Below are 2591 nucleotides of genomic sequence, written 5' to 3'. Positions count from 1 at the left end.
CCTTTAATGCTGACCGGTGCGGCCTTCGCGGTAAGCGTTAGAGCAGGCGTCTTCAACCTCGGGGCTGAGGGGCAAGTGTACATGGCGGCTCTCGGCGCGGTGATCGTGGCATCGTTATCGCTACCCAGCGGGCTGTACTTGATTGCTGAATTCCTCTTCGGGGTCTTGTTAGCGATTACATGGGCCTCGATAGCAGGCTTCTTGAAGTCTCAGAGAGGGGTTAACGAAGTCGTGTCAACAATCATGCTGAACTGGACTGGCTTCTGGATAGTTGAATACGGTAGAACATACGTGTACTTCGACCCTGCAGAGCCTCAGAGGACTATCAAGATACCTGAGGCGGGTAGGCTACCGCTCCTGGTACCGGGGACGGAGCTTTACGCTGGCATAATCATCTCGCTAGTAGCTACAGTAATCGTGTATGTGATAATGTGGCACACGGCGCTGGGATACGAGATCAGGGCAACCGGTCTCAATCCGATCGCGGCTAGATACGGTGGCGTTGAAGTCAGGAGGTCAATGCTTTACTCTTTCATAATAGCTGGTAGCCTAGCAGGTCTTGCCGGAGTCATGGAGGTTGCTGGAAGACCTCCCCACTACGCCATCACCACAGGGCTCTCGAACCTTGTAGGATTGGGGTTTGACGGGCTCGCTGTCTCACTCATCGGGAGAAACCACCCATTGGCGATAATTCCAGCCGCAATATTCGTGGGGGCTTTGACAGCAGGTTCGCGGGGTATGCAAATTGAGAGCGGGGTCCCGCTTGAAATGGTGAAGGCTGTTCAAGGAATAATAATCCTCATACTAGCTGTGCCGGGGCTGGTGAAGATGTTGAAGCAGTGGAGGGGGAAGAAATGATTGATGCTCAGGCAATAGTTAACATACTAATCCAAACCTCCTATGCTGCAACCCCGTTACTCCTGGCTGCTGTAGGGGAAATAATCGGGGAGAGAGCAGGTATTGTAAACATCGGCTTAGAAGGCATAATGCTCATCTCAGGCTTTGCCTCAATAGTGTTCGCATACATGTTTCAATCACCGTTTGCCGGGGTGGTTGCAGGGGTTTTAATAGGAGGGGTTATTGGGCTGTTACATGCTTTAATCACTGCCTACTTAAAGGGCGACCATGTAATTAGCGGTATAGGTATAAACCTTTTCGCATCCGGCTTCGTGCCCTACGGGGTTGAGGCGGTATGGGGTGTTAGAGGATACTTCACAATCCCCGCAAGCCTCAAGGTTCCTCGAATACCTGGGACAGACCTGTCCCCAATCTTCCTCGTTAGTCTAATACTAGCACTAGGGTCTTACTGGGTATTGTTTAAAACACCCTACGGGTTGATCTTAAGAGCCTGCGGTGAGGAGCCCAGGGCCGCTGAGTCTACAGGGGTGAAAATAGAGCTGACCCAAGCCCTTGCATCCACGATAACTGGATTATTCACCGGGCTGGCTGGGGCTTTCCTAGCCATAGACTGGCTGTCCTCAATAACCAAGAACCTTCCCGCTGGTAGAGGGTTCATATCGCTGGCTATTGTTAACTTCGCCAACTGGAACCCTCTGCTTGGGATAGTTGGGAGCTACTTATTCGGCTTCTTCTGGGTTTTGATAGGGTGGTTGAAGCTTACTCCATTGAAAGAGATGATACCGTTGCCTTTGATGGAGACCATACCCTACATTGCTACCCTCGCCGTCACCGCGGGAGTTATAGGTAGAGCCAGGCCCCCCAGGTTTACCGGAAGACCTTATAGGAGGGAGTAGCGTGAAAACACTATGCTTCTCCATAGCCTCATCCTCCATTGGCGTTAATTACTCTCGGCAAATTGAGAAAAAAGTACGTGGTATGTTGAACAGCGTCAACGCTAATATAGCATACGATGGAATACTGGATTCTCCCTCGGCTGAAAACATAGAGGAATGCCTGCTCAGAGTAGTGTTCATAGCTACAGGGGGGACGGAGAAAATCGTTGCTGCCACGGCTGAGAGGTCGCGTTTCCTCATCCTGCTAGCCCATAAATACTACAACAGCCTTCCAGCAGCAATAGAGGCTTCTTCTCTGCTTAGGAGGAACGGGTTCAAGCACGTGGTGAAACTTGTCGAACCTGTTGAGAAGACGGCGGAGGTTTTGGAAAAGGTTTTGAGAATTGCCAACGTGATCGACAGGTTTAGAAATGCCAGGTTCGGATTAATCGGGGGCGTGAGCGACTGGCTTGTATACAGCAAGCTGAGCCCTGAAACGCTTCGGGAGAAACTGGGCTCAGAGATTGTTGAAATACCTGTCAAAGCCCTTGTGAAAGAGTATGAAAGTGCTGGTCCCGTCGAAGATTTCCATGGTGTGTGGGAGAAGGCTGCCGAAGTACATGTGCCAAGGCACGAGGTTGAGAAGGCCTTGAAAATGTACGTCGCAGTGAAAAGTATAATTGAAAACTACGGGTTGAGCGGGATCAGCATTAAATGCTTCGACATTATTCCTTTAACAGGGACAACTGCCTGCCTCGCCCTATCCCTGCTCAACTCCAACGGGTTCCCAGCCTCCTGCGAGGGCGACCTACCCCTCCTTGTTTCGATGGCTATGGGTGAGTGGATCTCTGGTAAGCC

Annotated in this window: 2 protein-coding genes and 1 pseudogene; all 3 read left to right on the top strand. The window is 51.1% G+C overall.

What is annotated here, in order from left to right:
- On the top strand, nucleotides 1–858 hold an 858-nt coding region (locus AC3OH0_RS00015; protein WP_498344303.1), incomplete at its 5' end, for an ABC transporter permease.
- A complete protein-coding gene (locus AC3OH0_RS00010; protein ID WP_498344302.1) occupies nucleotides 855–1754 on the top strand; it encodes an ABC transporter permease in 900 nt (299 codons plus the stop codon). The genes AC3OH0_RS00015 and AC3OH0_RS00010, both read left to right, overlap by 4 nt.
- A 1-nt stretch (nucleotide 1755) precedes the next feature.
- Nucleotides 1756–2591: pseudogene (locus tag AC3OH0_RS00005) on the top strand (hypothetical protein); the annotation flags it as partial.

The organism is Thermosphaera sp., assembly GCF_059755995.1.
This window is presented reverse-complemented; position numbering and strand designations above follow the sequence as displayed.

Excerpts from the sequence above, each read along its gene's own strand:
- AC3OH0_RS00010 (WP_498344302.1), top strand. The coding sequence starts at position 855 with ATGATTGATGCTCAGGCAATAGTTAACATACTAATCCAAACCTCCTAT.